We start from the raw sequence: 21,271 nt of genomic DNA, 5'->3' as shown, positions 1-21,271 counted from the left end.
AGATTGTGATCTTTCTGAAAAAGGTATAATGGAACTTATCAATCTTCCTTATGATGATTCTTCATTAAGCTGTTATCCTGTTAGTCGAAATCTCTATTCCCCTAAAAAAGAAAGTAATTTTGAATATATCATTAAAAAGGTTGATTATCCAGAATTAGCTTTTAATGAGAAGCTAATAAATATCTTTTAAAACCTTACTACTGTCCACAACTCTATACGCTTGAAAATTGAACACCTATAAACACTGTAGTTAATGAAGATAAAAGTACCCGGAATGGGAGTCGAACCCACACGCCCTAATGGACACATGGCCCTCAACCATGCCTGTCTACCAATTCCAGCATCCGGGTAAATGAAGATGCTTGTATTACAATATAGTGTAAAACTAAAAAAGTATCACAAGATAATTGCGATACTTTTTAGTGACCGGGCTGGGGCTCGAACCCAGGACCCTCTCCTTAAAAGGGAGATGCTCTACCAACTGAGCTACCAGGTCATTGATAATTAATTATCAAATATTTTAAAGAACTCTAAGTCGAATAATATTTCTAAATAACTATTATTCATTGTTGTGACCGGGCTGGGGCTCGAACCCAGGACCCTCTCCTTAAAAGGGAGATGCTCTACCAACTGAGCTACCAGGTCATACATTCTTTTTTCCTTGAATGCGGGTGCAAATATACTATCATTAATTTATTTTTCAAGAAGAATTTAATATAAATTTACATTTTATTTTAAATGCCCTTTTTTTCTGGCATAAATAACCTAAATTTTAGTTTATGAATATTATTTTATTAGGGTATATGGGATGTGGTAAATCATCGATTGGCAAGGATTTAGCTTCTAAATTAGAAATGGAATGTCTTGACCTTGACGATTACATTGAGTCTCAAGAAAAAAAATCAGTAAATCAAATTTTTAAAGATAAAGGAGAAATATATTTTAGAAAAAAAGAAAATCAATATTTAAAAGAGGCCTTAGAAAGGTATACAAATACTATAATTTCTCTCGGTGGAGGAACGCCTTGTTTTGCAGGGAATCTGGAAATTATAAAAAATATGGAAAATGCTAAAAGCGTCTATTTAAAAACATCGTTACAAGAATTAGTAAATAGATTGTTTTTAGAAAAAGAAAAACGACCTTTAATATCGCACATATCTTCTAAAGATGATCTGAAGGATTTTATTAGAAAACACCTTTTTGAACGTTCATTTTATTATAATCAGGCTAAATATATCATTTCTACAGATGACAAAACTGTTGCAGAAATAGCAACAGAGATAAAAAATACTTTACTCTAGTATGGCAAGATCGTTTTTGCCAAAAGTTACATTTACATGCTCATGTAGGGAGGTAGATAAAGAAATTCCTTTAAAATCAGCCTTAATGGGATATTTTTTATGATTCCGATTCACTAGAACTGCTGTTTTAAATCTTGTTAGTGGAACATCTAAAAAATGTTTTACTCCATATGCCAAGGCTGTTCCTGAATTAAGAACATCATCGGCTAGGATAAGAGATTTGTTTTCATATGCTGATGATGAGATCGAGGTTTGAACTGTGTTTTGCGGAGAAGATTTATCCATTGTTACCTCACAAAGTGTAACACTAATACTAGAAATATCTTCTAAAATATCTTTTAATCTTTGAGCAAAAATGTATCCGTTTTCTGCAATACCGGCAATAACGATCTCTTTTTCATTTACATTAGTTTCATAAATCTGATAAGCTATTCGCTTAATCTTATGCTGAATTTGTTGATGAGTAAGAATGATATTGTCTTTAGCTTGCATATATAAACAGTGTTAATTTTTTTTCAATTATTCTCAAAGATAAAAAAGAGTTCGTTATCCATACGTGGAGGAATGGAATTATAACATTTTTCCAATGTTTTAATTTTGAAAGATGAAGAAAATAGTGTTAAATATTTCTGTTGATTTCCGCCAAATGGAGGGCCAGTTTTTTTGAAATCATAATCAAAAAATAAACCAACTAGTTTTCCTTCGGGTTTTAATAGAGATTTCATTTTAGAAACATAAGCTGTTCTTTGATCAGGTGATAAGGCGCAGAAAAATGTTTGTTCTACAATAATATCGAATTGATCGTCTAAGCTAAAAAAATCTTCATTTAATATTTGAGATTTAGGAAAATTAGGTTGTTTTTCTTCAAATTTATTAAGTATTTCTTTTACAAAATCTAATATATATAAGTTTTTAAATCCTCTTTCAAATAAAAGTATTGCTTCATAAGCATTTCCACATCCAGGAATTAATATTTTAAGATCTTTATCATCTAATTGATCAAAATATGATGAGATTGGAGGAGAGGCATGCCCAATATCCCAACCCGTTTGATGTAGTTTGTATTTATTACTCCAGAAATACGCATCTAATTTCATTCTTCGCTATCCTTATCACCAGGTTCTTCAAACCAATCATCAATATCCCTTCTGTCTTTTTTAGTTGGCCTACCAGTACCTTTTTTTCTATAATAGTCTTTGGAGTAATTTAAAAGATCTAATTTTTGCAACGCTTCGACAGGAGTTACGTCTTTACGGTATATGTCGACTAGTTTAGCACCAAGTCGGCTTTTTGGTGTGTCTAAAACAACTAGTTCGTAATTAAGTTGGTTTTTACGAACAGTAATTTTATCGGTAGGGTATATTTCTCTAGATGGTTTTACAATATCTCCGTTTACACGAATTTTACCGTCCTTACAAGCCTTTGTAGCAATACTACGTGTCTTGAAATATCTGATACACCATAAATATTTATCAACTCGCATAAAAAAATGATTAAAAAATGCGTTTTATCTCTAATAATAGTTCAGCAAAAGTACAAGAAAATTGTATCTTGCGCCTTCAAAAAAGCAATCAGATGAAAGTAAGAAGTTATATTTTTGCCATAGGAGTTGTTGTTTCGGCCTTTTATGCCTGTAGTAATGATGATGATGGTTTTGTTAGTATTCCGCCAAGGGATGTGACGGAACAGCAAGAAGATGAAGAGCCTATAATACAAAGTTACTTAAGGACGCATTTTTTTACTTTAGTAGATAATAGTGCGAACCCTGATTATCAAAACATACAATTTGATACTATTGCAGGTGATAATAGTGGTCAGACTTCTATTTGGGATTCTGGGCTTCTTGAGACGAAAACGATTACTCGTAATGATGTGGATTATACTTTATATCTTTTGAAACGAAATATTGGAGCGACATCCGAGCGTCAACCAACCTTTGCAGATTCAGTTTTTGTAACATATAAAGGAGAGATTTTTTATGATAATGTAGATCAGGATGGAGATGGTATTCCTGATAATGCAGATGTGGATGCAGATGGAGATAACGAGCCTGATGCTTTAAGTGATTCTGAAACTAAAACGGATAGTGATGGAGATGGAATTGCCGATGATTCTGATATTGATAATAATCCTGATTCATTAGATAGTGATGGAGATGGGATTATAGATGAAAATGATCAGGTGGATAATAATAATCCTGATAGAAGAGTTTTTGATAGTGCTGTCACTCCAGTATGGTTTGATTTGAATGGGGTTTTACCGGGATTTAGAGAAGGTACAGTAGAAGTTAGTGGTGCGTCAGGATTTATTGAAAATGATGATAATGGCACTGTGGATTATAATATGGATTTTGGTGATTTCACAGTATTTATGCCGTCCGGACTAGCTTATTTCGATGAAATACAAACGGGTATCCCTCAATATTCACCCCTTATATTTAGTATCCAGTTATATAGAAGTGTAGAATCTGATCACGATAATGACGGTATACCTTCGTATTTAGAAGATTTAGAGCTTGATTCGGATTTAAGTGTTGATAGAGATGGTGATGGTGACGCAACTAATGATATCGGGGATCGTGATCCAACCAATGATGATACGGATTCAGATAATTTTCCTAATTTTTTCGATCCAGATGATGATGGTGATGGAACACTGACTATAAATGAAGATTTAGAGCCTGATGAGGATTTAACTGTTGATCGAGATGGTGATGGAGACCCTACTAACGATATAGGTGATGGAGACCCAACCAATGATGATACAGATGGAGATGGTATACCAAATTATCTTGATACTGATGACTCCACATCGAGAGAGTTTTTGTAAATGATGACTAGTCCTAAATAATCGATACAGATTATTTAGGACTAGTCAAGTTTTAGGAAAACTATAAATCTAAAGCTAAACTTATTATAAATTGATTTGGTCTGGAATCTACTCTAATTGTTTGACCCGTATTTTGATCAATTGTTTGAGCTTGATTTTCGGTAATTCCTCTTTCATACCTTAGGTCTATATTAAGACGCCTTATTTGTAACCCAACTCCAAATTGAAGACCAACAGTAAATTCATTTTTCACCTCACTTAGTTGTACATCTTCTAAGTCATTATCTATAATGTATTGCAAAGAAGGGCCACCAAATACGTGCAAAGGTCCTAAAAGGTATATTCCTGCCAAAATAGGTAAATCTAGTTTCTTTATATTATAATCTAGTTTTCTATTGTCAAACGAATACGAGCTACTATTCTGAGTATATTGTAGTTCTGGTTTTAGATAAAAACTATCAGTAATATCTCCTCTTAAGAAAATTCCAATGTGATATCCTACACGATCATCCGCATTTTCGGATAGCAGATTACCTCCAGCATTTGTGACGTCATTGAATTCAATTTTACCATTATCCCCATAATTAAGACCAGCTTTCACACCGAAGTTTATTCCTTTTTCTTGTGCGATAAGCCCTAAGGAGTTGAAGAGAATTAAAAACACTAATACATTTTTCATTTTAAATACGTTTTAAAAGATGAATAAATAATTAAACTATTTTTTTGGTGGTTAGTGTTTTCTTTATAACGAAAATGGTTCCAGATTATTCTAAGGCGTAATAAAAAAGCCTTCTGTTATTTTACAGAAGACTTTAGATATTTATTTAATTTAAGGAGCAGAATATTATTTTCTCTTTATAACTTTTTCTGCTGCGTTAGTTATGGATTCAGCATTTAATCCATATTTTTCCATCAGTTGATCAGGAGTTCCACTTTCTCCAAAAGTATCATTAGTAGCAATGAATTCTTGTGGAGTAGGATGGTTTTGACTCAATACTCTGGATACACTTTCTCCTAGTCCTCCTAAAAAGTTATGCTCTTCTGCAGTAACTATACAACCTGTCTTTTTAACAGAGTTTAAAATAGCTTCGTTATCGAGAGGTTTAATCGTATGAATATTAATTACTTCAGCGCTAATTCCTTTTTCCTGTAAAGCTTCTGCAGCTAGTAATGCTTCCCATACCAAGTGTCCTGTGGCTACAATTGTAACATCTGTACCTTCTTGTAAATGAACTGCCTTTCCGATTTCAAACTTTTGATCTTCTGGAGTAAAGTTAGCTACTTTAGGTCTTCCAAAACGCAAGTATACTGGTCCTTCGTAATCTGCTATTGCAATTGTAGCTGCTTTCGTTTGATTATAATCACAAGGATTGATGACTACCATTCCTGGTAACATTTTCATTAATCCAATGTCTTCTAAAATTTGATGAGTAGCCCCATCTTCTCCAAGAGTTAAACCTGCATGAGAGGCACATATTTTTACATTCTTTCCACTGTATGCAATGGACTGACGTATTTGATCATAAACACGACCTGTAGAAAAATTCGCAAAAGTTCCTGTAAAAGGAATCTTTCCTCCGATAGTTAATCCTGCGGCAATACCCATCATATTGGCTTCAGCAATTCCGATCTGAAAAAAACGATCTGGATTATTTGCTATAAAAGCATCCATTTTTAGAGAACCAATAAGATCTGCACAAAGTGCTACAACATTTTCGTTTGTTTTTCCAAGTACTTCAAGACCTACTCCAAAACCAGAGCGTGTATCTTTTTTTCCTGTATCTATATATTTTTTCATGTATCTTTTTTTTCAATGATTTCTGTAAAGCAGAAATCTCTTTTTATGACCTAATAGTCTCCTAAAGTTTCAGGATTTTGTGCTAAACCTATTTCTAATTGCTCGTCATTTGGAGCTTTACCGTGCCATGCATGAGTATGCATCATGAAGTCTACTCCATTTCCCATAACAGTATGCATCAAAATACAAACGGGTTTTCCTTTTCCTGTTCTGGTTTTTGCTTCTTTAAGACCTTCTATAACAGAAGTAATATTGTTTCCTTCTGTGATTTCCATAACATCCCAGCCAAAAGCTTCAAATTTAGCTCTTAGACTACCTAATGGTAAAACATCATCTGTAGATCCGTCAATTTGTTGTCCGTTAAGATCTATAGTAGAAATAAGATTATCTACTTTTTTTCCAGATGCATACATAGCTGCTTCCCAAATCTGACCTTCTTGTAATTCTCCATCTCCGTGAAGACTATATACAATGTGATCGTCATTGTTTAATTTTTTAGCTTGTGCTGCTCCAATAGCTACAGACATTCCTTGACCTAAAGATCCCGATGCAATTCTAATACCAGGAAGACCTTCGTGTGTCGTAGGGTGTCCTTGAAGTCTGCTATTAATTAGTCTAAAAGTATTTAGCTCTTCTACAGGAAAATATCCGCTTCTTGCTAATACACTATAAAAAACGGGAGAAATATGACCATTAGATAAGAAAAAAAGATCTTCTTCTTTTCCATCCATATCAAATCCATCTTTTCTTTCTAGAATTTCTTGATAAAGAGCTACAAAAAATTCTGTACATCCCAGAGAACCACCTGGATGTCCTGAGTTTACTTTGTGAACTTGTCGTAGTATATCTCTACGAACCTGAGTTACAAAATCTTCTAATTGTTGTGTTTTTGGCATTGTAATGCTAATTGGCTTAATGATTAAGGCGCAAAAATACAGGTTTTGATTACCGTGGCAAAATGTCTGAACACCTTTTAATTAAGATCCTATTGTTAATAACGAAAAGTTTTCGGAAACTTCATTTTATCAAAGTAGTTTTAGTTAGTTATCTTTGCGCTCTACGAAATAAAAATTATGCAATTCGACCTATTATCTACAGATCCTCAAAGTAAAGCTAGAGCTGGAAAAATAACCACTGATCACGGAGTTATTGAGACTCCAATTTTCATGCCAGTTGGTACAGTAGGGACTGTTAAAGGAGTTCATCAGAGAGAGCTAAAGAATGATATCAACCCTGATATTATTTTAGGAAATACCTATCATTTATACCTAAGACCACAAACTCCTATTTTAGAGAAAGCTGGAGGCTTGCATAAATTCATGAATTGGGATCGAAATATCCTTACGGATAGTGGAGGTTATCAGGTATATTCTTTATCAGCAAATCGAAAAATCAAGGAGGAAGGGGTTAAATTTAAATCCCATATAGATGGTTCTTATCATGTTTTTACTCCAGAGAATGTGATGGAAATACAGCGTACTATAGGAGCAGATATTATAATGGCTTTTGATGAATGTACTCCATATCCGTGTGATTATGGATATGCAAAAAGGAGTATGCATATGACACACAGATGGTTAGATAGATGTATGCAACATCTAGAAAAAATTCCTGTTAAATATGGATATGATCAGACTTTTTTTCCAATTGTGCAAGGAAGTACTTATAAAGACCTAAGAAGACAGTCAGCAGAATATATAGCAAACGCAGGTGCAGAAGGAAATGCAATAGGAGGTTTATCTGTAGGTGAGCCAGCTGAAGAGATGTATGCAATGACAGAAGTAGTAACAGAAATTTTACCAGAAGATAAGCCTAGGTATTTAATGGGTGTAGGTACACCTATCAATATTTTAGAGAATATTGCACTGGGTATTGATATGTTTGATTGTGTTATGCCTACTCGTAATGCTCGTAATGGAATGCTTTTTACAGCTCACGGTACTATTAATATGAAAAATAAAAAATGGGAAGATGATTTTTCACCCATTGATGAAATGGGAATTACGTTTGTAGATACCGAATATTCTAAGGCATATTTAAAGCATCTTTTTTCGGTAAATGAATTATTAGGAAAACAAATAGCCACCATTCATAATTTAGGATTTTATTTATGGTTGACTCGAGAAGCAAGAAAACATATCTTAGCGGGAGATTTTTATTCTTGGAAAAATATGATGGTTAAACAAATGGATAAAAGATTATAATTTGAAAATATTAGACTGGTACATACTTAAAAGATATTTGGGGACATTTTTTACAATGATTCTCATGTTTATTCCAATCGGTATCATAGTAGACCTTTCAGAAAAAATTGATAATATATTAGAACACAAAGCACCATTTGCTGCGGTCGCATCTTATTATCTTGATTTTACGATATATTTCGCAAACCTATTATTCCCGTTATTTGTATTTCTTTCCGTGATTTGGTTTACTTCTAAATTGGCAAATAAAACAGAGATTATAGCCTTTTTAAGTTCCGGTGTTTCGTTTTGGAGATTTCTTAGACCTTATATGATAGGAGCTATTTTAATTTGTGCTGGAGCTTTGGCCATGGGTTTGTTTTTAGCACCTAGAGCAAGTCAGGGGTTTAATGAATTTAAATATACTTATTTAAAGAAAGGTAAAAAAGTACAAGAAACCAGGAATGTATATAGACAATTAAATGATAGTATATTTTTGTATGCAAATGATTTTAAACCGCTTAAAAAATCTGCTACTAATTTCACATTAGAGTATTTTGATGGTAATAAGTTGGTAACCAAAATTTCTGCAAGAACAATAACCTTTAAGGATAGTATTTATGAGCTAAGAGATTTTGTAAAACGAACAGTTTTAGAAAATGAAGATATAATTGAGAAAGCTAGAAAAAAAGATACTGTATTACCTTTTAATATTGATGAATTTACACCAGTGACTTACGTAGCAGAAACGCTTAATTACGTAGAACTAAGTGAGTTTATAGAAAAAGAAAGTAAACGAGGATCATCAGATATTAATCGTTACAAAGTGGTAGCTTATAAAAGATGGAGTATTCCAGTTTCGGCATTTATTCTAACGGTTATAGGAGTTGCCGTTTCTTCTATGAAAAGAAGAGGAGGAATGGGAGTGAATCTTGCAGTCGGTATTTCATTAGCCTTTGTTTTTATCTTTTTTGATAAAGTACTAGGTACGATGGCAAATCAATCTGATTTTCCACCTTTAGTGGCAGTATGGTTTCCTAATGTTTCTTTCGGGATTTTAGCAATTTATCTATTGTATAATGCCAAACGTTAAGCTTCAAAATTACCTGCATTTTCATTTTATCGTATTTGTATGGGGGTTTACTGCAATACTTGGAGAATTAATTTCTATTGATGCATTACCTTTAGTATGGTATCGAATGTTAATGGCTTCAGGATTTATTTATATCTATATTTATTTAAGAAAAATTTCTTTAAACATTTCCGCAAAACTTCTTGTAACCTTATGTTTTGCAGGAGCAATCATAGCGCTACATTGGATTACATTTTTTGCGGCAATAAAAGCATCTAATGTTTCTATAACTTTAGCTGTACTATCTACAGGAGCGTTTTTTACTTCAATTTTGGAGCCTATTTTCTATAAACGTAAGCTGATATGGTATGAAGTTGTATTTGGTCTTATGGTAATTTGTGGACTTTATATTATTTTTAATGTAGAAGGAGATTATTTTTTGGGTATTATATATGCAATATGTTCGGCTTTTCTGTCTTCAGTTTTTTCATTGATTAACGGAAAGATAGCTCAGCAATATTCGCCATCGATGATTTCTTTTTACGAATTATTAAGTGGTGTTGGTTTTGTAACTATTTATTTAATGGGAGCTTCTTTTTTAGGAAACGGTAATGACGGTTTTTCAGTAGCTTTTTTTCAATTGTCAACTTCGGATTGGGTGTATCTCATTATTTTGGCATCTTTTTGTACAGCTTATGCTTTTATTGGTTCTGTTCAGGTAATGAAATACTTAAGTCCTTATACAGTAATGTTAACCATCAATCTGGAACCAATTTATGGAATAGTATTGGCGTATTTAATTTTTGGAGATTCAGAAAAAATGAATCCTGAATTTTACTACGGAGCCCTTATTATACTAAGCACTGTCGTGTTAAACGGAATATTTAAAAATATTAAAAAAATAAAAAGACAAAGGTCTTAATACTAGTTTAACAAGTATTGTTTTATATTTGCCTGCTAACCCTAGTTAAACCTAAAAACATATTCTTGATATGGAATATTTAGAATTTGAACTCCCCATAAAAGAACTCGAGGAACAATTTGAGAAAGCTTGTGCTATAGGAGCGGAAAGTGACGTTGATGTTACTGACACCTGCAAGCAAATCGAAAAGAAGTTAAACGAGACAAAAAAGGAAATTTATAAAAACCTTACTGCTTGGCAGAGAGTACAATTGTCCAGACATCCATCTAGACCGTATACCTTGGATTACATTAATGCAATCTGTGGTGATTCTTTTTTAGAGTTACACGGAGATCGTAATGTTAAAGATGATAAGGCAATGATAGGAGGTCTTGGTAAAATCGGAGACCAAACCTTCATGTTTATTGGCCAGCAAAAAGGGTATAATACGAAAACAAGACAATATCGTAACTTCGGTATGGCTAATCCAGAAGGCTATAGAAAAGCACTTCGATTAATGAAAAGTGCAGAGAAATTTAATATTCCTGTAGTAAGTTTTATAGATACACCTGGAGCCTATCCAGGTTTAGAAGCAGAAGAAAGAGGACAAGGCGAAGCTATTGCTAGAAATATTCTTGAAATGACTCGTCTTAAAGTACCTATCACTGTTATTATTATTGGAGAAGGTGCTAGTGGTGGAGCATTAGGTATAGGAGTAGGTGATAAAGTATTGATGTTAGAGAATTCTTGGTATTCTGTTATTTCTCCAGAAAACTGTTCTTCTATATTATGGAGGAGTTGGGAGCAAAAAGAAATTGCAGCAGAAGCTTTAAAATTAACTGCAAAAGATAGTGCTAAACTTAAAGTTGTAGACGAAATCGTAAGAGAACCAATTGGTGGGGCACATAATGACCGTGAAAAAACATTTAAAACAGTACGAGACAAAATTTTATCGTCTTTTGATGAGATGAAAAACTTATCACCAGAAGAATTGGTGGAAAAACGTATGGATAAATATGCAAATATGGGAGTCTTTAAAGGCTAACCCCTAATAAATCACTTGACACAAAAATCTGAAGTTTTTGACTTCGGATTTTTTTATGCTTATTAACAATATAATTAAGTTATCAACAGTTCAATTGTTGATGACCGGTGGACATTCATTATCGTTGTATAGGGTCCATCTCTTTACAATTTTTTTACATTCGTGGTTATGGAAAAAGTACAGGAAGGGAAGCAATCTAATTATGGTCGGGGGAACGTAATTTCGTTAGAAAAAGGAAAAATACCTCCTCAAGCAACTGATTTAGAGGAGGTTGTGCTTGGGGCAATGATGATTGATAAGAAAGGAGTTGATGAAATAATTGACATTCTTAATCCTGATGTTTTTTACAGAGAGTCTCATAAACACATTTTTGAAGCGATTTACAAACTCTTCGAAAATTCAGAACCAATAGACTTATTAACGGTTTCTAGTCAACTTAAGAAGGATGCAAAACTAGAATTAGCGGGTGGGGAATTTTATCTTATACAATTAACCCAAAAGGTAGCATCTTCTGCACATATCGAGTTTCATGCACGTATAATTTTGCAGAAATATATTCAGCGTAGTCTCATTAAAATATCAAATGAAATTATAGAAGAGTCCTATGACGAGACAACTGATGTTTTTGATCTCTTGGATATGGCAGAATCTAGATTATATGAAGTAACCCAAGGAAATATTAAAAGATCCACGGAGACTGCCCAGAATTTGGTAATCCAAGCTAAGAAAAAAATCCAGGAAATATCTAATAAAGAAGGAATGAGTGGAGTGCCTTCTGGGTTTGATAAGTTAGATAAACTTACTTCCGGTTGGCAACCCAGTGATTTAATAATCGTTGCAGCACGTCCGGGTATGGGAAAAACGGCTTTGACATTATCGATGGCACGAAATATGTCTGTTGGGGCTAATATTCCTGTTGCGTTCTTCTCATTAGAGATGTCTTCTGTACAGTTAATCACACGTTTGATATCTTCTGAAACGGGACTTTCTTCTGAAAAATTGCGTACTGGTAAGTTAGAAAAACATGAATGGGAACAACTTAATGTAAAGGTAAAAGATTTAGAAAAGGCACCACTGTTTATAGATGACACACCTTCTCTTTCTATATTTGATTTAAGGGCAAAGGCAAGACGTTTGGCTTCGCAGCATGGAATACGAATGATTGTAATAGATTATTTACAGTTGATGACTGCTGGTGGAAGCGGTAAGAACGGAAATCGTGAACAAGAAATTTCAACAATTTCTCGTAACCTCAAAGCGTTAGCAAAAGAATTAAATATACCAGTTATTGCATTATCACAGTTATCACGTGCAGTAGAAACTCGTGGAGGGAGTAAACGACCGTTATTAAGTGACCTGAGGGAATCTGGAGCAATTGAGCAAGATGCAGATATTGTAGCATTTATATTTAGACCAGAATATTATAAGATAGACGAATGGGATGATGAAGAAAGATCTCCCACACAAGGACAAGGAGAGTTTATTGTAGCGAAACACCGTAATGGTGGTTTAGAAAATATTAGGTTAAAGTTCATTGGTCACTTAGGTAAATTTGATAACTTAGATGACTTTAGTACTCCTTTTGAGTTTCATTCTAAAATGAACGATGGTAAAGAGCAAGAAGAAGACCCTTTTAGTGCAAAGCATCTTCCTAGTGCCGATGAAGCTTTTGGGAGTAGCATAAATGATTCTAATAATGATGATGACGTTCCTTTCTAGAAACCTGTATAAGTTTTCGATTTGTATTTTTTTGTTTTTTCTTTCATTCCAATCATATGCTTCGTATGTATTAATACCCATGGATGCTGAAAGTCAACAAAATCACTTAAAAGCTTATGGAATTACCTATTGGACATTAAGTAAAGATCTTAAAGTAAAATGGTTACTTAATTATAGAGGTGGATCTTTTCTTTTGCCTGATACAGAAGATATTAGAAAAGAATGTACGATCAGAGGAGTTTCGTATGAAGTGTTAAGTGATTCCAATACAGAGGAAATTCTAGCAGAAATTAGCAGCCCATCTAAGAATATGGAAGCGGTTATATTAGAAAAAGCTCCAAAGATAGCGGTATATTCTCCAAAAGGAAATCAACCTTGGGATGATGCAGTAACCATGGTACTTACTTTTGCAGAAATCCCTTATGAAACGGTATATGATAAAGAAGTATTAGAAGATAATTTAATATTATTTGATTGGTTACATCTACATCACGAAGATTTTACCGGACAGTATGGTAAGTTTTATTCTTCATATAGAGCAGCTCCTTGGTACATAAGAGAAAAGGCTCAAGCAGAAAAGTTAGCAAGTGATTTAGGATATCAAAAAGTTTCTCAGGAAAAATTAGGCGTTGCTTTAAAAATTAGAGATTATGTTGTGGGAGGTGGGTTTATGTTTGCTATGTGTAGCGCAACAGATAGTTTTGAGATAGCATTAGCGGCAGAAGGAGTAGACATATGTGAACCAATGTTTGATGGAGATCCGAGTGAGCCTGGATACCAATCTAAAATTAATTATAATAACACCTTTGCGTTTAAAGATTTTACATTAGAACGTAGTCCTAATGTTTATGAGTTTTCTTCTATTGATATGACTAGGAAACGTCGTATTTCTAAAACCACTGATTATTTTACACTAATGGATTTTTCGGCAAAATGGGATCCAATTCCTACAATGCTTTGTCAGAATCACACTGCGTTGGTGAAAGGATTTATGGGACAAACCACTGCATATGATCCTAGCGAAATTAAATCCAATGTATTAGTATTGGGAGAAAATAGAACTAATAATGAAGCTAGATACATTCATGGAATAAAAGGAAAAGGTTTTTTTACTTTTTATGGAGGTCACGACCCTGAAGATTATCAACATAGAGTAGGAGATCCAAAAACGGAATTAGAATTACATCCTAATTCTCCTGGATATCGTTTGATTCTTAATAACGTACTATTTCCTGCTGCAAAAAAGAAGAAACAGAAAACTTAATTTATTTTTCTTGTAAGGTTACGAAAACAATACGACTATGGTCAATTATACTATAACCTTAACCATTCAAAAATGAAAAAAATAACATTATTCACTGTAATTTTAGGTGTTTTGTTTTCTTGTAAAGAAACTCTTAAAGAAGAAAAAGAAATTGTTGTAGAAGAGAAAGTAGAAGTAATTACTCCTAATCGTTCTAAAGATTTCCCAACAGATATAGCCGCTGTTCTTAAAGCTCATGGCGGAATTAAAGCTTTTGATGAACAGAACACACTTGTTTTTGAACTTTCTAACCCAGAGGGTAATGAAAAACATATTACTGACCTAAAGACTAGACATGCTCGTATAGAAACAGATAAATTTGTATTAGGTTTTGATGGGGAAGAAGCCTGGATTGAACAAGATTCTACTTATTTTAAAGGAAACCCTCGTTTTTATCATAATCTTATGTTTTATTTTTATGCAATGCCTTTTGTGTTGGGAGATGAAGGTATTTCTTATGAAAAAGTTGATGATCTTAAAGTAGGCGATGCGTCGTATCCAGGTTATAAAATATCTTATGGAGAAGCGATTGGTGATTCTCCAAAAGACAACTATTTCTTGTATTATGAAGCGGATTCTTATAAGATGAAATATTTAGGATATACAGTAACGTTTTTTAGTAAAGAAAGTAGCGAAAAGATAAGTTTGATAGAATACACTAATTGGAGTGACGTTAATGGCTTATTACTTCCTGAAACCTTAAAATGGAGAACATATGAAGATGGAGTTGTTGGCGAAATTAAAAGCGAAAGAAATTTTGTAAATGCTTCGGCAAGCACAGAGAAAATGAATTCATCTATATTCAGTAAACCAAAAGAAGAAAAATAAATCTTATATAAAATATAAGCTTTTATAAGTGTAAAGAGCTCTACTAGTCAAAAACTGGTGGAGCTCTTTACTTTATTAGTAAAACGAAAACTTTTTTGATAAAAATATATATGCAATTTTTAGGATTTGATAATTTAAAGAAAAAAATCTACTCTTTTATTGCGAAATAATCATTGTTGATGGGCTTTTTAACAGGAATACAATAAAGTCACTTTGAGTACATTTTTAGAATTAACTAATTTTATATCTTTTATCTAATTCTATTTACGAAAACGATATAGTAACACACGCAAAACTAATTTTATGTATACAGAACTTACTACAAGCAATAGGATACTTATGGGGCCGGGACCATCGGATGCACATCCTAGAGTACTAAAAGCAATGTCCACTCCATTAATAGGTCATTTAGATCCCGAATTTGTAACTATTATGGATGAAGTCAAAACAATGGTACAAGATACATTTATGACTCAAAATAATATGACATTTGTCGTTTCTGCTCCGGGAAGTGCAGGTATGGAAACTTGTTTGGTTAATTTATTAGAACCAGGAGATGAGGCAATTATTTGTATTAATGGAGTGTTTGGAGGAAGAATGGCTGATATAGCAGAAAGATGTGGTGCTAAAGTTCATAAAGTTGAGGTAGATTGGGGAACTGTAATTACTCCAGAAGATATTAAAAAAGCATTGGATGTATGTAAAAAACCAAAATTAGTAGCATTAGTTCATGCAGAAACATCTACAGGCGCATTACAACCAATAAAAGAAATAAGCGACTTAGTACATAATGCAGGTGGATTGTTAATGGTAGATGCAGTGACGTCATACTGTGGAATGGAACTAAGAGTTGATGATTGGAATATTGATGCAATATATACCGGAACACAAAAAAATCTAAGTGCACCTCCAGGACTATCTCCAGTTAGTTTTTCTGATAATGCATTAAAGGCTTTGGAAAATAGAAAAACAAAAGTGCAAAGCTGGTTTTTGGATTTAAGTTTAGTAAAAAACTATTGGGCTGGTGCCAAACGTGCATATCATCATACTGCACCAGTTTCTTCAGTATATGCGTTAAGGGAATCTCTTAGGATTGTTTTGGAAGAAGGACTAGAAAATAGATGGAAGAGACATCAAGATGTTCATCAGGTTTTAAAAACCAAACTGGAGAATTTAGGATTTAGATATTTGGTTGAAGAACAATATAGGTTGCCTAATTTAAATGCAGTTTTTTTACCTGAAGGAAATGATGAAGCTTTGCTAAGAAAAAGATTATTGAATGATTACAATATTGAAGTAGGAGGTGGTTTAGGAGCTTTTGCTGGTAAAATATGGCGTATAGGTATAATGGGTGAAAGTTGCACACCAAATCATGTGAATATGTTGGTTAGTGCACTTCAGGATATGAAGGAGTTTAAAAGTTAATATGCTGGAAAATAGGGAGTAACATTTCACTGAAAACAGGGTGAAATTTGAGATTTAAATTCGCAAAATTTGTATACACGAAATAGTTAATCTTTTTTTAATCTCTTAAAACCTTATTCGATGAGTAAACTACACGATGACCTTATGGTTGCGGAAATCTTAAATTTTTTTTATCCTAATAGTACAATTTCAGAATATGATGTAACTGATGATTTAGGAGATTTAGCGGCAGAAATGTATGCAGAAGCGCTAGAGGCTTCAAACGCAATGCATTTTGTACCTAGACCAACATACACGCCTTCATTATCCTGGTTGATAAAAGAAGGTGTTAAAGCAGTTTGGAGATCAAAAGGAGGAGATGAAATATATGAATCGGTAAGAGTTACGGTAGCCCTCAAATACAAAAGTGAGCACCAAATGGTAAAGCTGGGAATTTAAATAGAAAGAGGCGCTTGATAAAAGCGCCTCTTTTTTATTTAGTATGTCAGTATACTCAATTATTTACTGTATTTATTGCTGTATCGTTTCCAGAGTTTAGTCTGGTGACTTTCCAAACTGATATCACGACCTTGTATAAAAGCTTTTTCTAATTGATTTGTTCGCATATCTAAAGCGTCACCGATACTAATAAACAAGGTAGCATCTTTTCCTACCTCTAATGTACCTACCATGTCATCAATGCCTAATATTTTGGCAGTATTGCCTGTAATTAATTGCAGGGCTTTTTCTTTATCCAATCCGTGAGCAGCTACAGTTCCTGCCTGAAAAGGAAGATTACGAGCATTAGCACGCTCCATCTGACCACTATTTTCTAATGCAACTAACACTCCTGCATCCATTAGTGTCTTAGCACTTTTGTACGGTAGATCATAGTCATCATCTTCATAATTAGGGGTAGAATGAGTTCTTGTTAATAATACAGGGATATTATGCTGTTTTAACTGATTCGCTACTTTGTAAGCTTCATCTGCATGTACTAAGACCACTTTTTGTATTCCATGTTTTTTGGTAAAACTAAGAACATCAAGAATTGATTTTTCTGGGCTAACATGGACAAATAATGTTTGAGAGCCATCAAAGATTTTTTTCATTGCCAAATGAGGTAAGTTTTTTTTACCTGAATTTGATTGAACGGTAGCTTTTGCTTGATTTATGAAATCATTAATCTTTGCAACCTGCTCGGTGTATTTTTTATTTGGTTTAAATCCCGGATCTTCTCCTAGCCACCATCTTCCTCTAGTAAAAGGACTTGGCCAATTAAGATGTATGCCATCATCCGTTTTTAGACTAGCGTCTTCCCAGTTCCACGCATCTAATTGAACTATAGAAGAAGTTCCAGAAATAGATCCTCCGCGAGGTGTGGTTTGGGCAATTAAAACACCATTAGGCCTCATGCTTTCTACAATTTTACTTTCGGCATTGTAGGCAACAATACTTCGTATATGTGGATTGAAACCGCCTATTTCGCTATCATCGTCAGTTGCTCTTACCGCTCCAATTTCTACAAGCCCTAAAGTCGAATTAGGAGCTATAAATCCAGGATATACGTGTTTGCTAGAGGCATCTATTACTTTTCCTTTAGCAGTAGTACTTCCATTAACACCAATATTGGTTATTTTTCCGTTTTCAAAAATAATGATACTATTCTCTATAACTTCACCATTACCTATGTGTGCCGTTGCACCTGTAATTGTAATTGCTTCATTTTGAGACTTAGCAGGAGTTTGCTGTGCTATTATATTTCCTGAGGAAAATAGTAGTAACAACAATATGTATGATATATTTTTCATGTCTTGATTCATTAATTTTAGTGTATTGTTTCTAAAGTTTCACAATGAAATTGTTGTTTCTCTTTTTTCTTAGGAGGTTGTGTTTTCAAACCATTGTTTTTTGCCTTTAGTAACATAGTAGAAAGCTGATTCTTTTCTTGAGCAATAGTTTTTCTCATTGCTTTGTCTTTTTCAAGATCAAAATATATTGCTCCTTCAATAATTGTTTTTTCAGCTTTTGCATAAATAGATAGTGGATGATCTGTCCATAATACTAGATCTGCATCTTTTCCTACTTTAATACTTCCGACACGGTCATCAATATGTAAAAGTTTTGCTGGATTAAGTGTTACAAACTTCCAGGCATCTTCTTCGCTTACTCCTCCGTATTTTACGGACTTTGCAGCTTCTTGGTTTAATCTTCTAGACATTTCGCCATCATCACTATTAATAGCTACTGTTATTCCTTGATTATGCATAATGGTTGCATTATATGGAATCGCATCATTTACTTCATACTTATATGCCCACCAGTCAGAAAAAGTTGATCCACCAACTCCGTGAGTAGCCATTTTATCAGCAACTTTATATCCTTCTAAAATATGTGTGAATGTATTTATTCTGAAATTAAACTTCTCTGCGACTTTTATTAACATGTTAATTTCACTTTGAACGTAAGAGTGACAACTAATAAAACGCTTACTATTAAGGATTTCCACTAATGTTTCCATTTCTAAATCCTTTCGATATACTTTTCCACTATTTTTTAATATTTCATATTCTTTGGCGCGAGTAAAATAATCAACATATAATTGTTCTACTCCCATACGGGTTTGTGGGAAACGTATTCTTTCCGCGTCACCCCAATTACTTTGTTTTACATTTTCTCCCAAGGCGAATTTGATGAACTTTGGAGAGTTATTATATATTAAGTTTTCTGCACTTTCTCCCCATTTTAGCTTTATAATGGCGGATCTACCACCAATTGGATTAGCAGAACCATGAAGAATCTGTATAGATGTTACTCCACCCGCTAGGTTACGATAGATATTAATGTCATCAGGAGCTACAACATCCTCTATCGTTACTTCGGCAGTAGAGTTGTGACCAGCTTCATTTATAGCCGCCGCTGCAATATGTGAGTGTTCGTCTATAATACCACTAGTTAAGTGCTTTCCTGTAGCATCTATAACTTTTGCATTTCCAATATTAAGGTTTTTCCCAATTGCTGCAATTTTCCCGTTTTTAACCAATATATCGGTTTCGGTTAGGATTCCGTCAGATTCATTTGTCCAAACGGTAGCGTTTTTAATTAAGAGATTTTCGGATATAGGTAATTTACTAGTTCCGTAGGCAATATTTGGATACGTAACAGGAAGTACTTTTGGGACTTCCTTTTTATCTTCTGGTTTCTTTTTATTCTTTTTGGTGCCTTCTTTTGGTTTTTGTTTTGCTATAAAAGTTGTTTCGACACCATTAGAAAGAATCGCTTTTCCACTCCAAAATTTCGGATTATTGTTTATTGCGGTAACGATTCTGGTATATTGTGTTTTTGTAGTATCTGCATCAGTAAATGTTATAGATACCCAATCATCTTTATAATTTATCTTACTTCCTAATTTGGTTTCTCCTAATTTTATTTCGGCCTTAGGTGTTGAGGATTTTCCGGATATGGATAGGTCATATGTTTTTCCAGCTATGGTAAGTTCATATGTGCCATTAATGTTAACAGTATCCATGTCGTTAACAATATTTTTATGTCCCTGTACCCAGTTTTCGTAAATAATATTGTCTTTAGAGAACAATTCTTGACTGGTAATTAAGAAGTTTGCATACGCTCCTTTTTTTAAACTACCAAGCACATCGCTTTTACCTAGGATTTCTGCCGGAATTGTAGTTAAGGAAGCTAACACAGTTTTCTTGTCCAGACCATATGCTATTGCTTTTTCTATCCTAGTTTTAAGATCAGCTATCTTTTTTAATTTATGGGTAGTTAATGAAAATCGTATCCCATTTTTAGCAAGTACAGAGGGATTAGATGGGGCTTGATTCCAATGACGCATATCTCCAAGGCTTACTAGATTTGACATATATGGATCAGATACATCATAAGCTTCTGGGAAATCTAGTGGAAGAATGTAAGTAGCATTTGTAGCTTTTACTTTATCGATTCTTGCATATTCATCCCCACCACCAACGATAATGTATTGTATATTAAATTCGTCTCCTATTTTATCCGCTCTAAAACCGTTGATTCTACTTCCAGCTTCAAAAATTTGAGGTAATTTTTTATTTCTGTTTAAGGCTTCTAAAGATAAATCTCTGTTATCGGTATTTCCGTTAGCATACCAACTGGCATCAAGATAAACTTGTCTCAATAAAGCCATAGCTCCCATTAAGGAGGTAGGATATCCTTGATTACTTTTTTTGCTTTTGGTAAAAGAAAGTAATTGTGATGACGCATCAGATAGTAAACGTTCACCTTCAGAACCCTTATTATTAAGAGCTACCAGAAAACCAGTTCCTCTAATGATTCCATCAGCCATGTGAGTGTTTAGTGCTCCATACCCTTCCTTAATAAAGGCATCCGCTTTCTTGTTATCATATTTGAATTCTTCGAGTGGATTTGTTTCAGGACGAATATGGTCATTCCAATAATATCCTTCTCGAGAAGCATCGTATTGAGGGTTTCTTCTAAAAGAGTTACCTTTTGTTTTTGGTTTTTCAATACCGAAATTGGTATAAGGGTCAATAAAAGAAGCATATATATGTTTTTCTTTTAAATCAATAACTACACTATTTTTTGGAATAGTTAGAGCAGTCCCGACCTGTTTGATCTTTCCTTTTTGAATGATCAATGTACCATTTTTTATCTCTGTTTCTGGAGATGTATGAATTATCGCATTGGTAAAAACAGTGTAATTCGAGTTAGACGTTTTTACGCCATCATTTTTTGGGAAATATTCTTGAGCATTAAGAGTAAATCCCATAAATATCACAAAGAGTGATAATAATAGTTTTTTCATAAGAGTTTGTGTAAAGATGAATTGGTTTTAAAGATAACCGTTGCAATAGAAAGACCTTAAGAATTAATAATT

At 33.6% G+C, this 21,271-nt stretch carries 20 protein-coding genes and 3 tRNA genes; 12 read left to right on the top strand and 11 right to left on the bottom strand.

Features of this window, described 5'->3' with window-relative positions; translation table 11 throughout:
• Positions 1 to 28 precede the first annotated feature (28 nt).
• Positions 29 to 190 carry a hypothetical protein gene (locus Q0921_RS22700; RefSeq protein WP_299261067.1) on the top strand — a complete coding sequence of 54 codons (162 nt, stop codon included), beginning with the start codon at positions 29 to 31 and terminating at the stop codon, positions 188 to 190.
• A 76-nt stretch (positions 191 to 266) separates the two neighbouring features.
• Here the strand turns inward: Q0921_RS22700 and Q0921_RS22695 are convergent.
• The 3 genes from Q0921_RS22695 to Q0921_RS22685 all read right to left on the bottom strand — a co-directional run bounded on the left by Q0921_RS22695 (position 267) and on the right by Q0921_RS22685 (position 645).
• Positions 267 to 350, bottom strand: a tRNA-Leu gene (locus tag Q0921_RS22695).
• Positions 351 to 423: 73 nt separating this feature from the next.
• Positions 424 to 496 (bottom strand) — tRNA-Lys (locus Q0921_RS22690).
• A 76-nt stretch (positions 497 to 572) separates the two neighbouring features.
• Positions 573 to 645, bottom strand: a tRNA-Lys gene (locus Q0921_RS22685).
• Between the two features lie 134 nt (positions 646 to 779).
• Here Q0921_RS22685 and Q0921_RS22680 point away from each other — a divergent pair.
• Complete coding sequence (locus Q0921_RS22680; RefSeq protein WP_299261065.1) at positions 780 to 1,301, top strand: shikimate kinase; 522 nt, start codon at positions 780 to 782, stop codon at positions 1,299 to 1,301.
• On the opposite strand, the gene Q0921_RS22675 is transcribed toward Q0921_RS22680, so the two are convergent.
• From Q0921_RS22675 to Q0921_RS22665, 3 genes are read right to left on the bottom strand one after another with little or no spacing between them, the layout of a single operon-like run.
• Positions 1,293 to 1,793, bottom strand: a complete 501-nt coding sequence (locus tag Q0921_RS22675) for a phosphoribosyltransferase family protein (RefSeq protein WP_299261063.1) — start codon at positions 1,791 to 1,793, stop codon at positions 1,293 to 1,295. The two genes, Q0921_RS22680 and Q0921_RS22675, sit on opposite strands and share 9 nt — an antisense overlap.
• Positions 1,794 to 1,816: 23 nt before the next feature.
• Positions 1,817 to 2,398 (bottom strand): methyltransferase domain-containing protein, encoded by a 582-nt coding sequence (locus Q0921_RS22670; RefSeq protein WP_299261061.1) that lies wholly within the window; start codon positions 2,396 to 2,398, stop codon positions 1,817 to 1,819.
• Entirely contained in the window at positions 2,395 to 2,784 is a 390-nt protein-coding gene (locus tag Q0921_RS22665; protein ID WP_299261059.1) for a S4 domain-containing protein, read from the bottom strand. Before Q0921_RS22665 ends, Q0921_RS22670 begins: the two co-directional genes overlap by 4 nt.
• A gap of 92 nt (positions 2,785 to 2,876) precedes the next feature.
• Here Q0921_RS22665 and Q0921_RS22660 point away from each other — a divergent pair, with 92 nt between their 5' ends.
• Entirely contained in the window at positions 2,877 to 4,130 is a 1,254-nt protein-coding gene (locus tag Q0921_RS22660) for a hypothetical protein (RefSeq protein WP_299261057.1), read from the top strand.
• A gap of 61 nt (positions 4,131 to 4,191) precedes the next feature.
• Here the strand turns inward: Q0921_RS22660 and Q0921_RS22655 are convergent, their stop codons facing one another.
• From Q0921_RS22655 to Q0921_RS22645, 3 genes are all read right to left on the bottom strand, one after another.
• A complete protein-coding gene (locus Q0921_RS22655; RefSeq protein ID WP_299261055.1) occupies positions 4,192 to 4,809 on the bottom strand; it encodes a porin family protein in 618 nt (205 codons plus the stop codon).
• 165 nt (positions 4,810 to 4,974) lie between these two features.
• A complete protein-coding gene (locus tag Q0921_RS22650) occupies positions 4,975 to 5,928 on the bottom strand; it encodes a transketolase family protein (protein WP_299261053.1) in 954 nt (317 codons plus the stop codon).
• A 50-nt stretch (positions 5,929 to 5,978) separates the two neighbouring features.
• Positions 5,979 to 6,824: a transketolase gene (locus Q0921_RS22645; protein ID WP_299261051.1), complete on the bottom strand. Its 846-nt coding sequence runs from the start codon at positions 6,822 to 6,824 to the stop codon at positions 5,979 to 5,981.
• 177 nt (positions 6,825 to 7,001) lie between these two features.
• Between Q0921_RS22645 and tgt the strand changes: the two genes are divergently transcribed.
• From tgt to Q0921_RS22600, 9 genes are all read left to right on the top strand, one after another.
• Positions 7,002 to 8,132 carry a tRNA guanosine(34) transglycosylase Tgt gene (tgt, locus tag Q0921_RS22640; RefSeq protein ID WP_299261049.1) on the top strand — a complete coding sequence of 377 codons (1,131 nt, stop codon included), beginning with the start codon at positions 7,002 to 7,004 and terminating at the stop codon, positions 8,130 to 8,132.
• A gap of 1 nt (position 8,133) precedes the next feature.
• The gene (locus Q0921_RS22635; protein ID WP_299261047.1) at positions 8,134 to 9,204 is read left to right on the top strand and encodes an LptF/LptG family permease; all 1,071 of its coding nucleotides are present in this window, start codon (positions 8,134 to 8,136) and stop codon (positions 9,202 to 9,204) included.
• Positions 9,191 to 10,105, top strand: coding sequence for a DMT family transporter (locus Q0921_RS22630; RefSeq protein WP_299261045.1), 915 nt, complete (start codon positions 9,191 to 9,193; stop codon positions 10,103 to 10,105). The genes Q0921_RS22635 and Q0921_RS22630 overlap by 14 nt, the downstream gene beginning before the upstream one ends.
• A 70-nt stretch (positions 10,106 to 10,175) precedes the next feature.
• Positions 10,176 to 11,129 carry an acetyl-CoA carboxylase carboxyltransferase subunit alpha gene (locus tag Q0921_RS22625; RefSeq protein WP_299261043.1) on the top strand — a complete coding sequence of 318 codons (954 nt, stop codon included), beginning with the start codon at positions 10,176 to 10,178 and terminating at the stop codon, positions 11,127 to 11,129.
• A gap of 168 nt (positions 11,130 to 11,297) precedes the next feature.
• Positions 11,298 to 12,848 carry a replicative DNA helicase gene (dnaB, locus tag Q0921_RS22620; protein ID WP_299261041.1) on the top strand — a complete coding sequence of 517 codons (1,551 nt, stop codon included), beginning with the start codon at positions 11,298 to 11,300 and terminating at the stop codon, positions 12,846 to 12,848.
• 79 nt (positions 12,849 to 12,927) lie between these two features.
• A complete protein-coding gene (locus Q0921_RS22615; RefSeq protein WP_299261039.1) occupies positions 12,928 to 14,112 on the top strand; it encodes an asparagine synthetase B in 1,185 nt (394 codons plus the stop codon).
• A gap of 72 nt (positions 14,113 to 14,184) precedes the next feature.
• Positions 14,185 to 14,979 carry a DUF6503 family protein gene (locus tag Q0921_RS22610; RefSeq protein ID WP_299261037.1) on the top strand — a complete coding sequence of 265 codons (795 nt, stop codon included), beginning with the start codon at positions 14,185 to 14,187 and terminating at the stop codon, positions 14,977 to 14,979.
• A gap of 303 nt (positions 14,980 to 15,282) precedes the next feature.
• A complete protein-coding gene (locus Q0921_RS22605) occupies positions 15,283 to 16,404 on the top strand; it encodes an alanine--glyoxylate aminotransferase family protein (RefSeq protein ID WP_299261035.1) in 1,122 nt (373 codons plus the stop codon).
• A 120-nt stretch (positions 16,405 to 16,524) separates the two neighbouring features.
• Positions 16,525 to 16,842 (top strand): hypothetical protein, encoded by a 318-nt coding sequence (locus tag Q0921_RS22600; protein ID WP_299261033.1) that lies wholly within the window; start codon positions 16,525 to 16,527, stop codon positions 16,840 to 16,842.
• A gap of 59 nt (positions 16,843 to 16,901) precedes the next feature.
• Here Q0921_RS22600 and Q0921_RS22595 read toward each other — a convergent pair whose 3' ends face one another.
• Positions 16,902 to 18,194 carry an amidohydrolase family protein gene (locus Q0921_RS22595; protein ID WP_299261031.1) on the bottom strand — a complete coding sequence of 431 codons (1,293 nt, stop codon included), beginning with the start codon at positions 18,192 to 18,194 and terminating at the stop codon, positions 16,902 to 16,904.
• 17 nt (positions 18,195 to 18,211) lie between these two features.
• Complete coding sequence (locus Q0921_RS22590; protein WP_299261029.1) at positions 18,212 to 21,199, bottom strand: amidohydrolase family protein; 2,988 nt, start codon at positions 21,197 to 21,199, stop codon at positions 18,212 to 18,214.
• Positions 21,200 to 21,271: the final 72 nt, after the last annotated feature.

The organism is uncultured Aquimarina sp. (assembly GCF_947496855.1).
GTDB lineage: Bacteria > Bacteroidota > Bacteroidia > Flavobacteriales > Flavobacteriaceae > Aquimarina.
Note: the sequence above shows the minus strand (reverse complement) of the source record. Positions and strands in the feature narration are given on the sequence as shown.